Below are 18,985 nucleotides of genomic sequence, written 5' to 3'. Positions count from 1 at the left end.
CCAACCTTTTTCATCCCGTGTTACAGCAGGGTCTAGAGGAATAGAGTGAGGTTTTATTTTTACAGCGATCTGTGACCGATAGCCAACAAGCAATGAGCAAACTACAAAAAACTGACTAGCTAGTGGGGGATTGAACCTCTTGAGGGAAAACTTAAACTATAGTCATGTGAGTTGAAATGACTTGTCATACTTAATTGGTAATTGGTCCCCGCTCGCTAATATGAGGAAATATTATGCCTGAAGTCTGGTTTCGTCCCCTAGTTTGGATAGACTACCGAGTAGCAGTATTGTTTACAGTTATTTTGCCTGTAATTCTGCTACTTTGGGCTTTTGTACAAAAAGCTGAAGCCATACAACGCTTACTTCTAATTTACTGGAGAGTCGCCAGTTTACTAGCCATTACGATATACTTAATGATTGGTGGATTTGGTGTTAGTTTTATCTCAGGATTGATAGCTCGTATTTTAATTCCCGTTTCATTATGGTTCTGGATAGATCTCAATGATGAAATAGAGTATCAGCCAGACGGACTTCTAAAATTAATTTTTACTTCATGGCGTTGGGGTATCACTGTTTACTGTATTTTAGGTGCATTCGCTTTGATACCTTTCATAGTTTGTGCTTTTTCTGAAACTGCGATCGCAACATCATATTGTCGCGTCTGGTTTGAAGCACCGCTTATGTTTAAAGATTATTTCCATCACGATACAAAACCAGGATTCCTTGGATTTCTTGGCATTCTTGGTTTAGTCATCTACGTGCTTTATTTAAGCTATTTTGTCCTTATTAAGTTAGGAAAGCAAGGACGCTCAGCAACACCTCAATAATTGTGAGTCAGGCGTATCCTCCCTCTATCCCTGACAAAGAAATTCGGTACCTTTGTACTATAAAAGCTGGTTGGAGCCCCAATTTCTTCAAGAAGTTGGGGCTCTAAACTCACTTATTAGCGATTGTCAATAATCTGTTAATTTATGACCCATTCTATTAACAAGCAGTTAGAAAAATACACAACTAAACATCCGCAAGAGGTTTTACTAGTAACAATAGAAGTTGCAGGAGAACAAGACCAAATTGCTATTTTCAAAGGGTTTTCCAGTTCATTAATGCGTCCAACTGCTTTCGATCCCGACATACCCGTAATCCCAAATGACGCAAAAATTATCAAAATCGATCGAGTTGCAAGCCCTTACAATCCAGAAGCCCCACGTTACATTCAGCAAGACATCTCTTGGCAAAACATGGAAGAAATTATGAATTATGAATTATGAATTCAGAAAATAATTCATAATTCATAATTCATAATTCATAATTCCTATGGTTCCTGGATATACTCTTCCTGTCTTTGCTTGTGCGTCTGCTATGGCTGCTTTGCACTGGTTGCATTACCGTCAAGCCGTACTTTCTGTATCAGTAGACTTGATTGAACCTGGCCAAGTGGTAGACATACCTGTAGAACAGGTTGCGGGGTTGTCCGACAATATGGCTTTGGCGATCGCTCGCTCCGATCCTGGAGATAATCTAGATATTACAAGAAACACTCCTATCTGGGCGTTGGTGGAGTTGGGAACACAAGGGAAAGATGGGGAGAAAATAACTATTAAAGGGGGAGAGGGAATTGGAAAAATAGTTGAAACTGGGGGGAAACCTGCTATTTACGCTTACGCTCGCAGGTTGTTGCAAGAGAATTTGCAGCCAATGCTTGCACCGGAAGAAAGAATTACTGTAACAATTATTTTACCAGAAGGCAGATCGCTTGCTCTTCGGACTTCTAACGCTGCTTTTGGTGTTGTTGAAGGTCTCTCTCTACTCGGAACAACAGGGATTTCTCAACCCTTAAGTGCTCCGGGTCAATTGGAAGCTTTTCGAGAACAGTTACAATATAAAGTATCCCGGTTTGATTGTTTGGTGTTTTGTGTTGGTGAAAATGGTTTAGATTTAGCGCGAAAACTAGGGATTGACCGAGAAAAACTGGTAAAAACAGCTAATTGGCTTGGTCCGATGCTTGTAGAAGCAGCTTTACAAAATGTTAAGCAAATCCTATTATTTGGATATCATGGCAAGCTCATAAAACTTGCGGGCGGAATCTTTCACACCCATCATCATCTTGCTGATGGACGTCGGGACATTCTAGTAGCTCATTGTGCTAATGTTGGTCTACCCACTCAAGACTTGCAGGTTGTGTTTAACAGCAGTACAGCAGAAGCAGCTTTGGTTTACCTCCGCTCTTTACATACATCTGGTGGTCATGATTGGGTAGAACGGGTATATACTTCTATTGTGCAAGAAATTGATTCTCGTTCGCGAGATTATATAAAGAACCAGATCGGTGAAGCAGGGACATTACCGTATGTTGGCTCAGTCCTTTTCGATCGCGATCGCAAAGTTATTGTAAAAAGCAAAACTGCACATACTCTCATGGCAAAACTATGTTAATTTAATATGAATAATCTTAAACACTAGCGTTCAATAACTTTTTTTACCAGGTTAGAGTAAGTTTTTTCGTAATCTCACTGCTACGTATAAGGTCTGTACAGTCGCGCAGCAATGTCGCGTCTAGGAAAGAGCTATTTTACCATCACCATCTGGTAAGGCAGAAACTGGTATCAATCAATACCCCCTAGTTGTCAATCTTCATTCAATTTACACCATCCCGTCATGAATACTGCGGTGACTCTACCCACACAACAAGCGCCTCAAACAGAGGAATCTTTGAGGCAACTCAATCGCCAAATCATTGTAATTCTAGACTTCGGTTCTCAATATTCCGAACTGATTGCTCGTCGAATTCGTGAAACACAGGTTTATTCAGAAGTCCTTTCCTATCGCACCACAGCTGAAGCACTACGTCAACTCAATCCCAAGGGAATCATCCTTTCGGGTGGACCAAAGTCAGTGTATGACAACGGCGCTCCCCATTGCGATCCAAAGATATGGGATTTAGGAATTCCTATTTTGGGTGTGTGCTACGGTATGCAACTCATGGTGCAACAAATGGGTGGAGAAGTGGCAAAAGCTGACCGAGGGGAGTACGGAAAAGCCTCTCTACATATAGATGACCCGACAGACCTGCTGACTAATGTCGAAGATGGCACAACTATGTGGATGAGCCACGGGGACTCAGTCATCAATATGCCACCTGGGTTTGAAGTGCTAGCACATACAGAAAATACCCCTTGTGCAGCCATCGCCGAGCACAAGAAAAAACTCTACGGGGTTCAATTTCATCCAGAAGTCGTTCATTCTATTGGTGGATTGGCTTTAATTCGTAACTTTGTGTACCACATATGCGAGTGCGAACCAACTTGGACGACGGCTGCTTTTGTAGAAGAGGCCATTCGAGAAATTCGCGCTAAAGTTGGTGACAAACGTGTATTGCTAGCACTTTCCGGAGGAGTCGATTCTTCTACTTTGGCATTCTTACTGCACAAAGCCATTGGCGACCAATTGACTTGTGTGTTCATCGACCAAGGCTTTATGCGGAAGTACGAGCCGGAGAGATTAATAAAACTGTTCCGAGAGCAGTTTCATATTCCCGTAGAATACGTCAATGCTAGAGAGCGTTTCCTTTCCGCATTGGCTGACGTTACCGACCCTGAAGAAAAGCGTCGGATTATCGGACATGAGTTTATCCGTGCATTTGAAGAAACCTCAAAAACTCTTGGTCCGTTTGATTATTTGGCACAAGGAACCCTCTACCCAGACGTGATCGAATCTGCCGATACTAATGTTGACCCGCAAACTGGGGAACGAGTCGCAGTCAAAATCAAGAGCCATCACAATGTTGGGGGATTGCCTAAAGATTTGAGATTTAAACTGGTGGAACCCCTACGGAAGCTGTTTAAAGATGAAGTCCGTAAAGTCGGACGTGCTATCGGTTTGCCAGAAGAAATCGTACAACGACATCCTTTTCCAGGACCGGGTTTGGCAATTCGCATCTTAGGTGAAGTCACTGCCGAACGCCTGAACATTTTACGCGATGCTGACTTAATCGTGCGTCAAGAAATTAACCAACGTGGTTTGTATCACGATTACTGGCAAGCTTTTGCTGTACTTCTTCCAATTCGCAGTGTGGGAGTCATGGGTGACCAACGTACCTATGCCTATCCCATCGTTTTGCGGATCGTACAAAGTGAAGATGGTATGACAGCAGACTGGGCGCGTGTCCCTTACGATGTTTTAGAAGTGATTTCCAACCGAATTGTTAATGAGGTAAAAGGCGTGAACCGTGTCGTTTACGATATCACTTCCAAGCCACCTGGAACTATAGAGTGGGAATAGGTTAATGGTTAGTGGTTAGTAGTTCGTGGTTTGAATAACCAACAACCAACAACTAACCACTATCAAAAAGTAATGTGACTGGATTGATAAGTTGGTGGTTCGACGTGAATGAGAATTCTAACTGGATGAAACCGTTCTTCTAACCGCCTCTCTACTTCTTCTGTAATTTGATGAGCAGTCTCTACATCTGCTGCATCCACGATTAAGTGCATCTCAATGAAAGCCTGACGACCTAAAACGCCCCGAGAAGCAATATCGTGACAGTTGAGAACACCGGGAACAGAAACTGCGATCGCATGAATGGCTTCCGGTGCGATCGCTATTCTGTCAACTAGCCAGGGTAAATTTTCTGTTAAAACTGTCCAACCACTCCAAAAAACTAACAACGCGACGGGAAAAGCTAAAGCTACATCTATCCATTGAACGCCCAACCATACACCAATCAATCCACCAATAACGGAAATGGTCACCCAAATATCACTCATGGTGTGTTTGGCGTCAGCAATCAGGATCGGGCTACCAACTCTCTGTCCTACACCACGTTCGTAAAAAGCTACAAAAATATTGACTCCTAAAACTATCAGCAGTATCCATAATTCTGATGGTGAGATTCTAACCATCTGACCGCCATGGATGATTCGTTCCACTGCTCCTTGAAGAATTTCAAAACAGGCTATGCCTAAAAAAGCAGAAATCCCTAACGCTCCCACTGCTTCAAATTTTTGGTGTCCGTAAGGATGCTCGCGATCCGGTTTTGGCGAAGAGAACCGACTAGCAACTAATCCTAAAATATTGTTGGCACTATCAGTCACACTGTGCAAGGCATCAGCTTGTAAGCTTAAAGAACCTGTCAAATATCCCACAACAGCTTTCAATGCCATCACAAATATGTTGAGGAATAAAGTAATAATTAAAACTTTTTGTACTGCACCCCTATTATCGTAGGTCATAAAATCAGTCTTTAAATATTTTGTTTTACAACTTACATTGTAAAACTGGGAACATCTAAAGAATGTTGCAAACCCTTACGTAATTTCAAGTTAAATCCCGGTAACATGAATTATTTAGACGTTTTGATAGAAAACTCATGTCCGGAAATTTAACACTGAATCTAGTTGAAGGTTCTGTCTCTTTTAGTTTTTCACTGGAAGCAGCACGAGAACTTAAGGCGACCCTTGACCAGTTAACGCACAGTCTTAAAGTCGTCTCTGCTAAAAGTGCGTCTGGTAGTAGTAAGCCTACACCACAATCTCCTATGGAATATCGATATACAGGAGAAGTGTTTCTAGAAATTTTTTGCAATCCTAATATTTGGCCTTCTCCCTTCGCCGCTAAAGTTTTGTTAACTATCCGTGACCTTAATATTCGCTTAACAACAGAAGCTGAACTGACCCGAGTTATTGAGGATGTGAATCAGTATTTAGAGAGGGAGTAGACGGTTGGGGGTTGGGAGACAAGGAGAAATCGTGTATTTCCCAATCCAAAATCTAAAATACCCATAAAGTAATTACACCCGATACAGCCACGCTTCAAAGACTGGTTGCTCGAAACGGCTGTATGCGGGTGTATTTCAGGGAATTTTATAAAAACATTAGTACATATGTATTTAGCAGACGTGGAATATTTTCTTTTCCGGATAGTTGTGGGTTGTCGATGTAGTAGAGAATGTCATTCAACAAAAAGATGAAGTCTCTTTCCATCTAAATCACGCTTACCCGAAATCAGTTCCTAATCCATACATCGGAGCGAAAACCGATCAGTCGTTTTCCCATTGTTCGCGACCAATCAGATCGGCGATGCGATCGCGTAATAAAAAATCACACTTTTCCAATTCGCATTCAATGCAGACCCATTCTCTAGCTGGAATATACTGGCACAGGGTGTAGATTGGCTGCTGTCTGCTAACCAAGCCCCTTTGAACTAACCGCCGTGCTTCCTCTTGTATCACGTCTAAAGAATAGTAACTGATAGAAGGCACCGTATTCACACTCATGATTTTTTGCTCACAGATTAACACGTAAGTAGTATTCCCAAAATTAGTTAGGAACAAACATCACCGGAAATAAAAGACTAGTTGCTACAGTTTTGTAGTTTTATATACGGAACTATTTTCATTTTGACGCTACACATCCTCAAATTATATGAAGAAATGTTAAAATTGTCAAAGTTCTCTGACATTTTCCAAGTTTGGCGTACACACGGGGTAAATATGGTAGTGCATTTGTCCAATACAGGTTGGATAAATCATAAATTACAAGAATAAGGGCATACGGCAGAAAGTCGAAGATGTTGAATGTTTCCAAAAAGTCAGTACGGGCGTTCTTTACCATAGGGTTCAATATCCATCCTCTAGAAATAAGGATGAAAAAGGTAAGAAACTTTAGGTAAAACCTTTTTCCACGCAACAAAGAGGCTACTTCTGCTCTGGTTACATACTCAACAAAGTACGTAAGGTACTCTCTCCACTCTTTTGTCTTTGTTTAGCAGAAAATACGCTTGAAACAATTGCTGGGATAGTGAGTATAAAGTGTTGCAAAACACAAAAGCTACCCTACAACACAAAGGTTCATTAGTCATGACTTATTAATATTTTCTTAAGGAAAACTGTTGCGACTTTGGTAGTTTGGGTAACTGACGGAATCAACAAACACAAAACTCACATTGACTACTACATGAGAAGTTTGCCTCCAAGTTAGCAATGGCTTGAGTTTAGCAATCAAGAGTCTAAGTTTCATATTCCATTTGAAATAAGTCTTTTTACTCTGAGACAGTGTTGATAAGTTTCCAAAGTTTTGTTGCCTTATATAACTTTTATGAGCGTCTGTGATTCTTGCTTTTCTGCTCTATTGCCTTTTTTCAAGTTATTTAGCGATCGCATCATGATTAAATAAGCGCTGGCTCTCTTAACGGTTAACTATTAATATATCTTATGTGTTTCACTCCTTAGCCTTGAATTTTATATATATCAACATTGAAACAGACGCGAAGGCTTCGCGTCTGTAAAATGTTTGGCTAATATACCATAAGTTGATTGTTGTTCACGTTACTTAATCTTTTAGATTAAGATTCTTCATCTTTATCGTAATTGTTTTCTCGCTCGGGCTTCCGTTCTTCCTGCAATCGGTTTAAGAGTGACAGCACTTTAGTACCGCGTTCTATAGAACGATCTTCAATAAAGACGACTTCTGGAGTGCGACGCAGGCGAACTCTTGCACCTAGTTCGCTGCGGACATAACCTGTCGCCGACTTTAGCCCAGCCATTGTTTCTGCTTTGGCTTCCTCCGAACCATATATACTGACGTAGATTTTGGCGTGCTGCAAATCACCAGAAACATCAACGTCAGTGACACTTACCATTCCTGTACCCACACGGTCATCCTTAATCCCGTTGAGCAGCATTTGGCTAACTTCCCGTTTTATCAATTCAGCAACTCGGGAAACACGGCGATCTGTAGCCATAACAATTTATCTCCTCACAAGAGGTTGTAATGATGAAAATATCTCTAAACTTCAGACTAAACTGAGCTTAAGCCCAGCATTGCGCGCAAAGTCAGAGTGACGAAAACAAGACTAGCTCCAAAAAATCCCAAAAGAGCGACTAAGGTAACTGGGCGTTTAAATAACGGTATCAAAGGCGAAAATGCGTTTAACACGACTCCTAAGAGAATAGTCACCAAGTAACGGGGATATCTAAAGACGTTTGCCCAAAATCCTTCAAACATTTGATTTGAGATGGTTTTGATATAAGATGTAGGTTGGTTTCTCCCTATAATCTTATCTTAATACAGCGAGCGGGAACCAGTAAGCCGTTGATTTTTCTATTTTAAAGTAGTGTATTTTAATATAAATAAATTTTTTCTACCAATAATGGTGGCAGTACTGTATGTGTAACTGGATGTCGCAGAAATTGCTCGGACAAATCTTTGGGTAATAGGCATTTAGCACCCTATTTTTATTTGATAAATCTCATAAAATGAATATTTTAAAATTAAAGAAATTTGATAATAATTTTTATATATTTTTTGGGTTTAATTTGATTCGTTTCAGTTTTTTACTTCCCTTTATACCCCCGCTTCCTAATTTAAGTTTCTATCAATTAAGAGACAAATTATACTATTTTGAAAAGAGACTACAAAATATATTGTTTGAAACTAAGATTCAACAAAGCAGTCGCAATCCCTAATATTAAATAGTAAGATTGGCGGGGGAAATAGAGAAGAATTGGAGTTAAACTGAAAGGTATCCAAGGTATAATAAACATTTAAACAAACAGGATAAAGTCAGAAATAAATTGGTTAAGCTTGCGTTCATAAAGTAGATGCAAATAACCATGACTTTAACCGGGCTGAATTTCAGTGTTTCCGTTCCGAATATCCCATGCAAGTTCTAACAGTTGAGTCCAGCGCTTTTGTAGTTGTTTGGGGGTACATTTAACAGCTTTAGCGATCGCTTGGTCGCTTTGCTTTTCAGCTTTGAGGTCTAGTATTTGGCGTTGCTGTTCGGTTAATTGGCTTAAAAATATATCCCACTGTTGAGATGATAAACCCAACTTTTGCTCCAACCCAGCGCCGAGCCATTGATGTACCAATTGCCAGTGGTGTTGTTTTGCGAACTTTTCCACATGATATTTAAAACGCTGTTGTAAATAATCTCTCTGACGACTGGTAAGACCGAGAATTTGATCGATTTCTGGAGCAGAAAAATCTTGTAATTTTAATGTTAAGTAATCGACACAGTCAGATTGTCCTTGCGATTCTAAGTATTTTACTAATTCCGAAATGACGCGATCGCGCTCGGATTCCTCAGCGGGATCGAAGCTCGGTTGTGCAATCATTTGAGAACGTACTTGTTGAACTGCCGAATTCCGTTGGTAAGATTCGGAATCTTCAGTTTTGCCAGACTCAACTGCCCTTTCAATATCAACTGTTGTTTCTTGAGGTAGACGGCGAGCAAAACCTTGAGCACGCAGTATCACAAGCTGTTGATTGGCACCACCAGGTAAGTTAATGCGACGCTTGGCATACTGTTCGGTAAACGCCATGTATTCTGCCAGTTCTAATTGAGTCCGAGGTGTGTAATCTTCAGCTAATTCGTTTTCCCGACGGAAAGCTTTAATTGCTTCCAAATAAAACGCTTGCAGAAAGTCTTCAATTAGGTTGTAACGGGCATCAAATCCTAAATCGGAGTTAGGTGTGGCAACGTGGCGATAAACCATAGCACCCAGTTGGCTGTGTAATTCTACCCGACCTTTTTTTGAACCTAATTGGTAGTAATGCAGGCATTTATGCAACCGATGTCTAGCTAAAGTGACTAACCAAGACGTAACTTGTCCGGAAGTTTTAATACGAGAACTTTTTTCACAAATACGTTCTACCTCTCGGGCTATGCGCTTTGCTACAGCTTCCATGCAATCCAGTGATGTTTTCACCTCAGGTTGCATATCCTGACACAACATTTGCACCAAAGCATTTGTATCAATTGTTTGGGATTGTTCTGTAGAAGCTTCGCGATTGAAATCTGGTGTTGGGGTAGGTAGATTGGCGAGGTTAGCTTTCATGATGTTTCTGGGAGTGGTATAGCACCGTAAGGACAAAGCATAAACAGCGCTGAGGTGTCAAGCTTCTACTGACGAATAACTTACATATTCTTCATATGTCAAGAACCGCCATCAGCACTGCTTACATATAAGACTGTAGAGCATCCGGAAAAGTTACAGGGATTGCATTGTGTCGCTTCGTTCACAAGCCACCAGATACTCAGTGGCATGCAATTCTCTACAGCCAAATTAAAATGGCTCTAACCTGAACTCTGTAAGGCTTTTGACCCAATTGAGTGACTGGCACTTTCAGCTTAACAAGTATGACAATCGTAAAACTGGAGCGCTAAACCTTCAAAATCCGAAATCGTCAGATGAAGTAGTGATGTATAAAGCTTATACTAGCGTTGCAGCTTTTTCCCAACCCAAACCTTGTCTTGTGAGAACTGGTCGTTCTCCTGTCAAGTCTAAAATGGTAGAGACTTCATAAGTGGGTTCCTCGCCAGTATCCACAATCACATCTACCAGTTTATCCAAGCGATCGAACATTTCTACGCGGGAGAGGAAAGGGTCTGTTCCTACCTCAAGCAACTCATCAACATCATCTGAAGGCACGTGGGCTGAAGTGGAAATAATTGGGTTTTCTAATGCCATTAGCAGTGCCAAGCAAACGGTGTGATTTGGGACTCTAATTCCAGTCGTTTTCCGTTTCGGATTTTGTACCAACCTCGGTACTAACTTAGTCGCAGGTAGTAAAAACGTATACGGACCGGGAATCAGACGCTTCATAATTCGATAAGCTGTATCCTTTACAAAAGCATACGTGGTGACATTTGAGAGAGAGGGGCACAAAAATGTTAGCGGTTTATCATTTGCTAACTGTTTGATCTGCCGCACTCGCTCCACTGCTGACTTAACATTTAGATCGCATCCAATCGCATAAACCGTGTCAGTAGGATAAAGCATCACCGCGCCGCGTCGCAATTCTGCTTGTATCTCTTCTATTCGTCGAGATTGCGGATTATCAGGATGAACTGGAAAAATTTTTGCCATAAGAGATAAATAAGGGTTGTTGGTGGTTGTTAGTTGTTAGTGGTGAGTAGGTGGTGGGATGAGTGCTGTCTTCTGCTTGCAACTTCTCTCCTCCATAGGGAACTGGCAGAAAAAGAGGGTTAGTGATAGTTTGTGTACGGGCGCAAAGCAATGTGCCTCAACTAACCCTTCGGGTATCTCCGAGAGGAGATGTGCAAGGCATATAGCTTCGCTTATTGCCCTTACGGGCAAAGCCTACAGCATCGTGCAATGTCCGGGCATAAGAAATACGCAATGCCCTTAGCTATACCCGCACGGGGCTATATGCCAGTCCCCCATGCAAGGAGACCTTTTTACAGGGCTAGACTTACTATTAACCACCAAAGACTAACAACTAACAACTAACTACTAAACTAATGACTAAAATTGCTTATTTTCAGTGCCCAACGGGTATTTCAGGTGATATGTGCTTGGGCAGTTTGGTGAGCCTGGGCGTTCCTTTAGAGTACTTAACTGAAAACTTAAACAAGTTAGGAATTGAGGGTGAGTACCAGATCGAGGCAGAACTAGTCCTTCGCAACGGTCAACAGGCTACGAAAGTTCATGTGAACTTAACAAAGCACCATCACCATGACTCCCAACACAGCCACCATCACGGACGCCACTTACCTGAAATCCGCGAGATGATTTTAAAGGCTGAGTTACCATCACGTGCCAAAGCATGGAGTTTGGCCGTATTTCAACAATTGGCGGTAGCCGAAGGATTAGTGCATGGTGTTCCTCCCGAAAACGTTCATTTTCACGAAGTAGGTGCAATAGATGCAATTGTAGATATTGTTGGCACTTGTTTGGGACTAGATTGGCTTTTAATTGAAAGCAATGAGAAAGAATTGCCCTTACTATACTGTTCGCCCCAACCAGTCGGTGGAGGAACTGTCAAAGCAGCACACGGTCAGATGGCAGTGCCAGTACCAGCCGTCTTGAAATTGTGGGAAATGCGCGGTTGTCCGGTGTATAGCAACGGCATTGAACGGGAATTGGTGACACCAACTGGAGCTGCAATTGTCACAACCCTTGCAGTCAACTTTGGCTCGCCACCCCCAATGACCATCAAACAAGTAGGATTGGGAGCAGGTTCTATAAATTTACCAATACCAAATATTTTACGCTTGTGGATCGGTGAAGCAGATGTTTCCCACAGTCCAAGTTTAGAAACGATCGCAATTTTGGAAACCCAAATAGATGACTTGAACCCGCAAGCGATCGGCTACTTATTTGACACCTTGTTTGCAGCTGGTGCAGTGGATGTTTTTACCCAACCCATTGGCATGAAAAAATCCCGGACGGGAATTTTGCTAACTGTTATTTGCCATCCCGAGAATTTATCTAACTGTGAAACAATTTTGTTTCGTGAAACTACGACTCTAGGAATTCGCCGTTCTACTCAACAACGTGCCATTCTCTCAAGAGAAATTCAACCAATAGAGATTGAATATGGTACGGTACGTGTTAAAGTCGCATGGACGGGTCAGGAAAAAGATAAAGCCATTTCTAACGTACAACCGGAATACGAAGACTGTGCAGAATTAGCAAGAAAGAACAATATTTCCTGGCGGGAAATTCACCGACTGGCATTAAACCAGTGGTATGTTCAGCATAAAAACCAGTAGAGACACGTTATAACAACGCATCTCTACTGGTTATGGAGAGCGATCGCGAATCACTGTTTAGTCAACAGCATCTCTGATAGCATTACCTGCTTCTGCAGCTTTATTCCGAGTATTTCTACCCAAATCGCTAGCCGCATTGCCAGTATTTTCTTTGATGTTCTCAATGCCTCTTTGGGTTCCCTTGATAAAATCACTGGTGGTTTTTTGAGCTTTATCTGCTGTTCTTTCACCACCTTCTCTTAGGGTGTCACCAAAATCTTTGGCATTCTCATTCTTTTTACCAAGAATGCGACGACCAACTTCTCCTACGTTGCTGGATTCGTCAATGACGTTGCGCTCAGCATTCTCTTTGAGATATTCAGCTCTAGCTTTCACGTTAGCTGATTGATTTCTGGGGTCTACATCGCTAAAGTTATTCATTCCGCCCTCATAGGGAGATAGCTGATTCTCTCCCTTGGGTACGTATACATTGGAATTAGGTCTTGCAGACTGTTCTCCCACGATTTGATGAGGTATTTCCCTGCTTTGATTAGGTGTTGTTGCAACTGCAGAATCACAAGCCTGTGTTAAGAACAGGATTGCACTTGCAACAAAAGCTGTTAAAACTTTCAGGGGACGCAAATTTTTCAACACAGCAACTACTCTTCTCATAGTGCTACTCCTTGCAATGAGTGTACTTAATTTAAACTTCCGTCAGAAAGCGGTTAGCAATGCAGTCATTGACTGTTTGCAATTCACTATCGACTACTTACCGACTGCTGGATTCTTTTGCAATTCCGGTCTCTGAGATGCTTCATCTGCTTTGTCGTTGATGAATCCTGAGGCATCTTGGAATGCTTTTCCAACAGTATCAAGTCTGTCTTTAGCGCGTTCTACAACGCTCGACTCACGCTGAATTAAACCACCTGGTTCGGGCTGTTGAAAGTCTTTAGCAGATTTGATAGGCAATTCTGCTTCTTTATAAGCTCTACCTTCTGGTGTTTCAGCACCAGGATAAAGTTTGACTTCCTTATTAACAGCTGTTGCGACTATTGATGGTGACTTTAGCTGTAAGCTCGATTGGTCTAGCCCAGATTTGGACATCTTTGAATTCGTATATTTATCCCCACCACCTTTATAAGGGTTGTTTGCACCACCAGCTTGTACGGCGGGGTTTTTTGGATTCGCACCTTGAACGTCTGCATTACTGCAAGCAGTGCTTACTATCAACAATAGACCAGCCAAAAATACAGTTAAAATCTGGCGCAGCCGCAGTTTGTTTAAAAAAGCTGTTAAACGGTTCACCAATTCCTCCTTGTAACCTCCAACAAGTAACAATAGGACTTCAGAAAATTCCTTCACTCAAAATTTTTCTATGAAGGAACTTTTCGTTTTCGCTTTGTTGTTGCTTGCCTAAGATTTGCAATATTTGACCAACAGGTACTAAGATTACAGAGAAAATGGCAATTCTTTCCTCTAGCAAAGGTCTCATTTCTTTTAACGCTGCTTTGCTCTTCTTCTCTAACTTAAGAAGGATATAAGCTATTGTCATTTTCTAGAATTTCTTTTACATATAAAAGGCTTCGCTTCGATAGCGATACAGAATCTTTAGTTATGAATTTATGTAAACAACGTTACAAGATCCCCGCCTTTTTTAAGAAATCTAGGGAGTTAACCCACGTCAAAGTATTTGTATAATTATCAAAACTATCAGTTAATTTACTAATTACTAAAATGATAAAGCGGATTTTACGCTGGGTAATTTTGGGTGGAACTTTATTTTTTTTAGCAAAAGCCCTTAAGGATAATTGGCAAGGGGTTGCGGCTGTTAATATTGATGCTTTGGGTTGGGCAATTCTAGCGATTGCAACAGGTATAACATTACTGGCACACATTTGGGCAGGTTGGATTTGGGCTTGGGTTCTTCAAGATTTAAATCAACCTATACGTTCTTCTGAATTTGTTCAAGTCTACTTAAAAACAAATATCGCTAAATATATACCGGGTAATGTTTGGCATTACTATGGACGAATCCTCGCAGCCAAAAATGCTAGTATCTCTGTAGAAATTGCAACTCTCAGTGTTTTGTTAGAACCACTGCTCATGGCTGCGGCTGCTTTAATTATTTTTTTGCTTACCAGTCAATCTATAGTTAGCGAATCGACCCTCTACTTGCACATAATACAACTTTTTTGCTTGCTGGGAGTTCTTTGCGTACTTCATCCGAAGTTTTTAAACTTTGGAATTGCCATCGTACAACGCTTGAAGGTCAAAAAGTCAGATTCTACTCCAACCTCAACTCCCACTCTTCAGCATTACCCGTGGCGACCTTTGTTAGGAGAACTGGGTTTTGTCGTTTTGCGTGCTTTTGGTTTTGTTTTAACTCTTTTTGCTCTAAGCCCTTTATATTGGAATCATATACCTTTGTTGTTGGGAGCTTTTAGCTTTTCTTGGTTGTTAGGGTTTATTATTCCGGGTGCGCCTGGTGGCTTGGGAGTATTTGAAGCCACTGCGATCGCACTCTTACAGTCTCATTTTCCACCCTCTTTAGTCATTAGTGCTGTTGGTCTTTATCGCCTTATTAGTATTTTTGCTGAAACTGTAGGAGCTACTTTAGCATGGCTTGATAAACGTTTTTCGTTGTAATCGATCGGTTAAACGGTTTTGTTCTTTAGCTGAGAAAAAACATGGTAATCATCAAGATTCACCTGTGGTTCGGCAAGCGGTTCATCTTCTTTTATCTTAATCAAATTATACTCAACATTTTCTGCATAAATTGCAAAAGTAATATTAAACATTTCAATAAAATTGATCAACCACTGGCATTCATCTTCTGGATAATTATTGTAGTAGCGGATCAAGTAAGCTATGCGGCTTTCCAAATGAATACGCGAATTTTTAGAAATTAAAATAATTTTTAGCAATACAATAACCAATGTCAGAGGATGACCTTGAGATAATAGTAAAATAAATAATGATGAAGGTTCTTTACCATTTTCAGTTATTAAATGGTCAATGACTTTATTACAAGTTCTTAACACTAAATCCTTGTTAATTATTTCTGTATGTTGCTCGGCTTTCCAAGGATATAGCTTTTCTGACAATTGCGTTTTTAAAGTTTCAATAAAATCCTGTTGTTGAACTGAAAAAATCAAATACTTTTGCAAATTCTCCTTAAATTCTTCTAATGTTTGATTTTGAGTTTGCTGAATAAAGATATTGGCAATATTTTCATAACTAAACGTACCTTTCTTAACAACAATCGCTTTAATTAAACGGAGAACGTTATCTCCTAAAATACTGGGATTTTTGTATCGACTGGTGCTTGATGTAGAAGATTGAGAACGAGCAATATACATTGCCAATTCAAACTTAAATTTGTCTTTCAAATGTCTGGATAACTTTATAGCCGCTTCTTGTTGTTCCTTGGAATTGTTAATATCCAAAGATTGAGCGACTAGCAGATAAGAAGAGTAACGATTAATCCAATTTCTTTGAGATTGTTCGTCAATATTTTTCAAGGCAAAGAATTGAAGCTGATGATATTCTTCACTCTCAAGAAAATTTTCTATCCACTGAATATAAAAACTATTTTTTATATATTTAGTAGGCTTAAAATCTTTATAGCCAGACAGTAAATTCACTAATTCTTGAACATACTTATGTCTTCTGTTGCTTTCCCAGTTATTAATCAGAATATAGCAGCAGCGCTTAAGTGTATGAATGAACTCCTGTTCTTCATTCTTAGAAAAGATTTCATAAATTCCTGCTGTTGAATCAGAATTACCCGCCCCAAAAAATCCTAAGAATACACGCTTAAATTCTTGCAAAACATCTTCAGGTTCCCAGGTTTTGACAATTCCAATAAAATAGTTATATATCCTTTCTTGTGCAATCTCTAAATCCAGTCGTTTGTTCTCAGAGTCAAAAGTATATTTATTGCTCTGACTACCCGTTAAGCTGTTAGCGGTCATGGTATTTTTCAAGACCAAAGAATACCCAATACATATTCTTATCAGCTTAACTTGACCTACAAACAGTATCAATCGCTTCTTGAAAAGTTCAGTATTTCTTTAAACGAAGTTTTATCAAACCTTAAAATTACAGACTTACTTATATCAAAATTTATCAAAATCTATAAAAAACTACTTAAGTACTCGTATGAAATTACACTTTACCTACAGATATATGAGGACTAGATAGTATTGACTATCTTTTCCAACTTTCCAAGATCTAATTTTTAAATGGGGGTGGAGGGACTTGAACCCACACGACCTTTTACGGTCAACGGATTTTCATTCTCCTGCAGCTTTCGCTACTGCTTTACACTATCCACAAAGTTGTAAAGTTTTGAGAATTGGACCCTCCCTTTACCCTCGACTTAACGTTAGGGTAGCTCCCGTCGGGCCTCTGCACCTTCCGAGTTAGTCACTTGTCATTTATTGTTTGTCCTTTGTTATCAATCGCTAACCGAAGGACAAGTCAAAAATGACCGATAACTACCTTGGCTTGGCTCAGGATTGCCATGTCTGTAAACAGATCACAGATTTAGGTTTCCCTGAGTTTGAGAGCAGTCACTTGAAAGATTTCTCTATCAAGGCTCAGTTTTCTAAGTCCGTAGCGTCTACCATTCCGCCACACCCCCAGATGAATCCAGGTTTTGCTGGCTAGGTTGATTTTTACTCACCTCAATCAGCACTTGGACGATTATAGCAAAAGAAATCAGTTTTTGACTGATGTTTTTTTGTTCTTTATATATTCCACCACTAATTTTGCCATTTGTCCAATCATAAGGAAAAAAATATTGGGGATTGGCAATGGGCAATTTGGAAATGAGCGATAACTTATCATGGCTTCCCTGTCCCCCTTGTCCCCCTTGTCCCTCATTCCCTATGATGGAAAACAGATGCACCAATAGGTCTTTTTCACCGAGAGCTAAGAATTATGGTTGTAGCGCTACTGTATTTAGTTTTGGCAGGAGCTTATTTACTCGTCGTACCAGCAGCTGTCCTGCTGTATTTAAAATTTCGGTGGTACGTAGCTAGCTCTGTGGAACGTGCTTTCATGTACTTTCTAGTATTTTTGTTCTTCCCAGGTCTACTGCTTCTGTCGCCTGTTATCAACTATCGCCCCCAACGGCGACAAATAGAAGTTTAAGAAAGGATAAAGTATATAAGGATCGAGTATGAAATCCGGACGTATACTGTACTGGAACTTTTTTCATCCTTCATCCTTATATACTTCATCCTTAATACTTCTCATGCGACGCATTGACGCTATTGGAATAGGTTTTGGCATTTTTCTATTAGGTGGCTTGATATATCTGTCACTACAGGTGGCTGGTATAGATGGCGCACAAGCTGGAATTTGGACTCAAGCCGTACTCTTTGTGGGATTGATTGTCTGGTTGCTAACCTATTTGTTCCGTGCGGTGGGTCAAAAAATGACCTACCACACACAACGCCAACAGTACGAAGACGCCTTTTTCAAAAAGCGATTGGAAGAACTGTCTCCTGAAGAATTAGCCAAAATTCAAGCTGAAATCGAACAAGAAGAACAATCTCAAGTGTAAATTTGTTCTTCCTTTGTTATTTGTCCTTTGTCTTTAGGTATAGTGTCAAAGGACAACAGACCCATGACCGATCGCCAATGACAGCTATTTCCAATCTCTTTGAAAATCTTGCAAGTCAATCCCAGTGCGCTCTGATTCCATTTATCACAGCTGGAGATCCGAATTTGGAAACAACAGCAGAAGCACTGCGAATTTTGGATCGCAATGGAGCAGACATTATTGAACTGGGTGTTCCTTACTCCGATCCTCTGGCTGATGGACCAATTATTCAAGCCGCAGCGACTCGCGCTTTACAGCAAAGCATAACTTTGGATAAAGTCCTAGAAATGTTACAAAATGTAACTTCCAGTTTGCAAGCCCCTATTATTTTATTTACTTATTACAATCCAATTCTAAATCGTGGAATTGAAAAGTTTTTTAAAGATATAGCAGCAGCTGGGGTTGCAGGATTGGTTGTACCGGATTTACCTTTGGAAGAGTCATCTGGCTTACTCAAAATAGCTTCTGAGATGGGGATTGATGTTATTTTGTTGGTTGCTCCAACAAGTTCCTCCGAACGTATAGAAGCAATTGCTCGCTCTTCCCAAGGATTTATTTATTTAGTCAGTGTGACCGGGGTGACGGGAATGCGATCGCAAATGGAAACCCGAGTCTCAGATTTACTACAGCAGATTCGTAATGTTACCGGCAAACCCATCGGTGTAGGTTTCGGCATTTCGCATCCAGAACAAGCCAAACAAGTGAAAGAGTGGGGATCTGATGCAGTTATAGTTGGTAGTGCTTTTGTCAAGCGTTTGGCAGAAGGAACACCACAGCAAGGACTCATTGCTATTTCCGAGTTTTGTCAAAGTCTCAAGACAGCAATTACTACATCTTAAGTAAGGATACTTACTGAATTTTTCCATGTAAAAAATGCTA

21 protein-coding genes are annotated in these 18,985 nt (G+C 40.5%); 10 read left to right on the top strand and 11 right to left on the bottom strand.

Annotated elements, in window-relative coordinates; all coding sequences use genetic code 11:
* Positions 1 to 233 precede the first annotated feature (233 nt).
* The 4 genes from AB0756_RS04745 (at position 234) to guaA (ending at position 4,278) form a co-directional block, all read left to right on the top strand.
* A complete protein-coding gene (locus AB0756_RS04745) occupies positions 234 to 827 on the top strand; it encodes a DUF3177 family protein (RefSeq protein WP_038072411.1) in 594 nt (197 codons plus the stop codon).
* 144 nt (positions 828 to 971) lie between these two features.
* Complete coding sequence (locus AB0756_RS04740) at positions 972 to 1,268, top strand: DUF7734 family protein (RefSeq protein WP_038072413.1); 297 nt, start codon at positions 972 to 974, stop codon at positions 1,266 to 1,268.
* 46 nt (positions 1,269 to 1,314) lie between these two features.
* Positions 1,315 to 2,433 carry a cobalt-precorrin-5B (C(1))-methyltransferase CbiD gene (cbiD, locus tag AB0756_RS04735; protein WP_038072416.1) on the top strand — a complete coding sequence of 373 codons (1,119 nt, stop codon included), beginning with the start codon at positions 1,315 to 1,317 and terminating at the stop codon, positions 2,431 to 2,433.
* Between the two features lie 222 nt (positions 2,434 to 2,655).
* Complete coding sequence (gene guaA / locus AB0756_RS04730) at positions 2,656 to 4,278, top strand: glutamine-hydrolyzing GMP synthase (RefSeq protein ID WP_038072417.1); 1,623 nt, start codon at positions 2,656 to 2,658, stop codon at positions 4,276 to 4,278.
* Between the two features lie 62 nt (positions 4,279 to 4,340).
* Here the strand turns inward: guaA and AB0756_RS04725 are convergent, their stop codons facing one another.
* Positions 4,341 to 5,228 carry a cation diffusion facilitator family transporter gene (locus tag AB0756_RS04725; RefSeq protein WP_038072419.1) on the bottom strand — a complete coding sequence of 296 codons (888 nt, stop codon included), beginning with the start codon at positions 5,226 to 5,228 and terminating at the stop codon, positions 4,341 to 4,343.
* 137 nt (positions 5,229 to 5,365) lie between these two features.
* On the opposite strand from AB0756_RS04725, the gene AB0756_RS04720 reads away from it, so the two are divergent.
* Entirely contained in the window at positions 5,366 to 5,713 is a 348-nt protein-coding gene (locus AB0756_RS04720) for a hypothetical protein (RefSeq protein WP_038072421.1), read from the top strand.
* A gap of 321 nt (positions 5,714 to 6,034) precedes the next feature.
* Here the strand turns inward: AB0756_RS04720 and AB0756_RS04715 are convergent, their stop codons facing one another.
* The 5 genes from AB0756_RS04715 to AB0756_RS04695 all read right to left on the bottom strand — a co-directional run bounded on the left by AB0756_RS04715 (position 6,035) and on the right by AB0756_RS04695 (position 10,867).
* The gene (locus tag AB0756_RS04715; RefSeq protein WP_017749881.1) at positions 6,035 to 6,271 is read right to left on the bottom strand and encodes a DUF4327 family protein; all 237 of its coding nucleotides are present in this window, start codon (positions 6,269 to 6,271) and stop codon (positions 6,035 to 6,037) included.
* A 1,067-nt stretch (positions 6,272 to 7,338) separates the two neighbouring features.
* Positions 7,339 to 7,737: a 30S ribosome-binding factor RbfA gene (gene rbfA, locus AB0756_RS04710; protein ID WP_038072423.1), complete on the bottom strand. Its 399-nt coding sequence runs from the start codon at positions 7,735 to 7,737 to the stop codon at positions 7,339 to 7,341.
* A gap of 56 nt (positions 7,738 to 7,793) precedes the next feature.
* Positions 7,794 to 8,000, bottom strand: coding sequence for a DUF751 family protein (locus AB0756_RS04705; RefSeq protein ID WP_050046276.1), 207 nt, complete (start codon positions 7,998 to 8,000; stop codon positions 7,794 to 7,796).
* A 614-nt stretch (positions 8,001 to 8,614) separates the two neighbouring features.
* Entirely contained in the window at positions 8,615 to 9,835 is a 1,221-nt protein-coding gene (locus AB0756_RS04700; RefSeq protein ID WP_038072426.1) for a HetZ-related protein, read from the bottom strand.
* 375 nt (positions 9,836 to 10,210) lie between these two features.
* Positions 10,211 to 10,867: an L-threonylcarbamoyladenylate synthase gene (locus AB0756_RS04695; RefSeq protein ID WP_038072428.1), complete on the bottom strand. Its 657-nt coding sequence runs from the start codon at positions 10,865 to 10,867 to the stop codon at positions 10,211 to 10,213.
* Positions 10,868 to 11,262: 395 nt separating this feature from the next.
* Here AB0756_RS04695 and larC point away from each other — a divergent pair, with 395 nt between their 5' ends.
* Positions 11,263 to 12,516 (top strand): nickel pincer cofactor biosynthesis protein LarC, encoded by a 1,254-nt coding sequence (gene larC, locus AB0756_RS04690; RefSeq protein WP_038072430.1) that lies wholly within the window; start codon positions 11,263 to 11,265, stop codon positions 12,514 to 12,516.
* 57 nt (positions 12,517 to 12,573) lie between these two features.
* Here the strand turns inward: larC and AB0756_RS04685 are convergent, their stop codons facing one another.
* From AB0756_RS04685 to AB0756_RS04675, 3 genes are all read right to left on the bottom strand, one after another.
* Complete coding sequence (locus AB0756_RS04685) at positions 12,574 to 13,167, bottom strand: hypothetical protein (RefSeq protein ID WP_038072431.1); 594 nt, start codon at positions 13,165 to 13,167, stop codon at positions 12,574 to 12,576.
* Between the two features lie 93 nt (positions 13,168 to 13,260).
* Complete coding sequence (locus AB0756_RS04680) at positions 13,261 to 13,800, bottom strand: DUF6658 family protein (protein WP_038072451.1); 540 nt, start codon at positions 13,798 to 13,800, stop codon at positions 13,261 to 13,263.
* Between the two features lie 40 nt (positions 13,801 to 13,840).
* Complete coding sequence (locus AB0756_RS04675; RefSeq protein ID WP_038072433.1) at positions 13,841 to 14,047, bottom strand: hypothetical protein; 207 nt, start codon at positions 14,045 to 14,047, stop codon at positions 13,841 to 13,843.
* A 182-nt stretch (positions 14,048 to 14,229) separates the two neighbouring features.
* On the opposite strand from AB0756_RS04675, the gene AB0756_RS04670 reads away from it, so the two are divergent.
* Positions 14,230 to 15,141, top strand: a complete 912-nt coding sequence (locus AB0756_RS04670) for a lysylphosphatidylglycerol synthase domain-containing protein (RefSeq protein ID WP_038072435.1) — start codon at positions 14,230 to 14,232, stop codon at positions 15,139 to 15,141.
* A gap of 8 nt (positions 15,142 to 15,149) precedes the next feature.
* Here AB0756_RS04670 and AB0756_RS04665 read toward each other — a convergent pair whose 3' ends face one another.
* Both AB0756_RS04665 and AB0756_RS04660 read right to left on the bottom strand, forming a co-directional pair.
* On the bottom strand, positions 15,150 to 16,469 hold the full coding sequence (locus tag AB0756_RS04665; RefSeq protein ID WP_038072437.1) for a hypothetical protein: 1,320 nt from the start codon (positions 16,467 to 16,469) through the stop codon (positions 15,150 to 15,152).
* Between the two features lie 650 nt (positions 16,470 to 17,119).
* On the bottom strand, positions 17,120 to 17,410 hold the full coding sequence (locus tag AB0756_RS04660; protein ID WP_137986457.1) for a hypothetical protein: 291 nt from the start codon (positions 17,408 to 17,410) through the stop codon (positions 17,120 to 17,122).
* Between the two features lie 29 nt (positions 17,411 to 17,439).
* Here AB0756_RS04660 and ndhL point away from each other — a divergent pair, with 29 nt between their 5' ends.
* From ndhL to trpA, 3 genes are all read left to right on the top strand, one after another.
* Entirely contained in the window at positions 17,440 to 17,652 is a 213-nt protein-coding gene (gene ndhL, locus AB0756_RS04655) for an NAD(P)H-quinone oxidoreductase subunit L (protein ID WP_050046274.1), read from the top strand.
* A gap of 103 nt (positions 17,653 to 17,755) precedes the next feature.
* Positions 17,756 to 18,067, top strand: a complete 312-nt coding sequence (locus AB0756_RS04650) for a DUF3007 family protein (protein ID WP_038072441.1) — start codon at positions 17,756 to 17,758, stop codon at positions 18,065 to 18,067.
* 77 nt (positions 18,068 to 18,144) lie between these two features.
* The gene (gene trpA / locus AB0756_RS04645; protein ID WP_038072443.1) at positions 18,145 to 18,945 is read left to right on the top strand and encodes a tryptophan synthase subunit alpha; all 801 of its coding nucleotides are present in this window, start codon (positions 18,145 to 18,147) and stop codon (positions 18,943 to 18,945) included.
* Positions 18,946 to 18,985: the final 40 nt, after the last annotated feature.

Origin of the sequence: Tolypothrix campylonemoides VB511288_2 (assembly GCF_045999855.1) — a bacterium.
GTDB lineage: Bacteria > Cyanobacteriota > Cyanobacteriia > Cyanobacteriales > Nostocaceae > Scytonema > Scytonema bouteillei_A.
Note: the sequence above shows the minus strand (reverse complement) of the source record. Positions and strands in the feature narration are given on the sequence as shown.

What these genes read in the sequence shown, in the direction of transcription:
- AB0756_RS04745 (WP_038072411.1), top strand. Translation starts at nt 234, where the DNA reads ATGCCTGAAGTCTGGTTTCGTCCCCTAGTTTGGATAGACTACCGAGTA.
- AB0756_RS04740 (WP_038072413.1), top strand. Translation starts at nt 972, where the DNA reads ATGACCCATTCTATTAACAAGCAGTTAGAAAAATACACAACTAAACAT.
- cbiD (WP_038072416.1), top strand. Translation starts at nt 1,315, where the DNA reads ATGGTTCCTGGATATACTCTTCCTGTCTTTGCTTGTGCGTCTGCTATG.
- guaA (WP_038072417.1), top strand. Translation starts at nt 2,656, where the DNA reads ATGAATACTGCGGTGACTCTACCCACACAACAAGCGCCTCAAACAGAG.
- AB0756_RS04725 (WP_038072419.1), bottom strand. Translation starts at nt 5,228, where the DNA reads ATGACCTACGATAATAGGGGTGCAGTACAAAAAGTTTTAATTATTACT.
- AB0756_RS04720 (WP_038072421.1), top strand. Translation starts at nt 5,366, where the DNA reads ATGTCCGGAAATTTAACACTGAATCTAGTTGAAGGTTCTGTCTCTTTT.
- AB0756_RS04715 (WP_017749881.1), bottom strand. Translation starts at nt 6,271, where the DNA reads ATGAGTGTGAATACGGTGCCTTCTATCAGTTACTATTCTTTAGACGTG.
- rbfA (WP_038072423.1), bottom strand. Translation starts at nt 7,737, where the DNA reads ATGGCTACAGATCGCCGTGTTTCCCGAGTTGCTGAATTGATAAAACGG.
- AB0756_RS04705 (WP_050046276.1), bottom strand. Translation starts at nt 8,000, where the DNA reads ATGTTTGAAGGATTTTGGGCAAACGTCTTTAGATATCCCCGTTACTTG.
- AB0756_RS04700 (WP_038072426.1), bottom strand. Translation starts at nt 9,835, where the DNA reads ATGAAAGCTAACCTCGCCAATCTACCTACCCCAACACCAGATTTCAAT.
- AB0756_RS04695 (WP_038072428.1), bottom strand. Translation starts at nt 10,867, where the DNA reads ATGGCAAAAATTTTTCCAGTTCATCCTGATAATCCGCAATCTCGACGA.
- larC (WP_038072430.1), top strand. Translation starts at nt 11,263, where the DNA reads ATGACTAAAATTGCTTATTTTCAGTGCCCAACGGGTATTTCAGGTGAT.
- AB0756_RS04685 (WP_038072431.1), bottom strand. Translation starts at nt 13,167, where the DNA reads ATGAGAAGAGTAGTTGCTGTGTTGAAAAATTTGCGTCCCCTGAAAGTT.
- AB0756_RS04675 (WP_038072433.1), bottom strand. Translation starts at nt 14,047, where the DNA reads ATGACAATAGCTTATATCCTTCTTAAGTTAGAGAAGAAGAGCAAAGCA.
- AB0756_RS04670 (WP_038072435.1), top strand. Translation starts at nt 14,230, where the DNA reads ATGATAAAGCGGATTTTACGCTGGGTAATTTTGGGTGGAACTTTATTT.
- AB0756_RS04665 (WP_038072437.1), bottom strand. Translation starts at nt 16,469, where the DNA reads ATGACCGCTAACAGCTTAACGGGTAGTCAGAGCAATAAATATACTTTT.
- ndhL (WP_050046274.1), top strand. Translation starts at nt 17,440, where the DNA reads ATGGTTGTAGCGCTACTGTATTTAGTTTTGGCAGGAGCTTATTTACTC.
- AB0756_RS04650 (WP_038072441.1), top strand. Translation starts at nt 17,756, where the DNA reads ATGCGACGCATTGACGCTATTGGAATAGGTTTTGGCATTTTTCTATTA.
- trpA (WP_038072443.1), top strand. Translation starts at nt 18,145, where the DNA reads ATGACAGCTATTTCCAATCTCTTTGAAAATCTTGCAAGTCAATCCCAG.